We start from the raw sequence: 320 nt of genomic DNA on the forward strand, positions 1-320 counted from the left end.
CAAGGATAGATTCAAAAACTGCATCAACAGCTTTTGTAGCATCTTTCTTTGAAAGTTCAGCACTCTCAGCTACAGCGTTAACTAATTCTGTTTTGTTCATGACATTCACCTCCTCCCGAATGAAGATTCCAAATCATATGAATGATCATTCATTGCTTATTAAGCCTTATGTCATCAAGTATCTTCCTACGTTAGCTAGATGCTAACATGCCTTATAATAAACGATAATTAGACATAATTCAATATATTTCAACAGAAACTTTACCTTTTTATGTATATTTAACCAAAAAACCTATATTTTTTTGTAAAAAGCTTATCAT

At 30.9% G+C, this 320-nt stretch carries 1 protein-coding gene; it reads right to left on the reverse strand.

What is annotated here, in order from left to right; genetic code table 11:
- Nucleotides 1-100, reverse strand: a 100-nt coding sequence (locus V7147_RS00780; protein WP_438824522.1) for an HU family DNA-binding protein, incomplete at its 3' end; no start/stop codon positions are given.
- Nucleotides 101-320 lie beyond the last annotated feature (220 nt).

This window comes from Bacillus sp. JJ1521 (assembly GCF_036965165.1).
GTDB lineage: Bacteria > Bacillota > Bacilli > Bacillales > Bacillaceae_L > Ferdinandcohnia.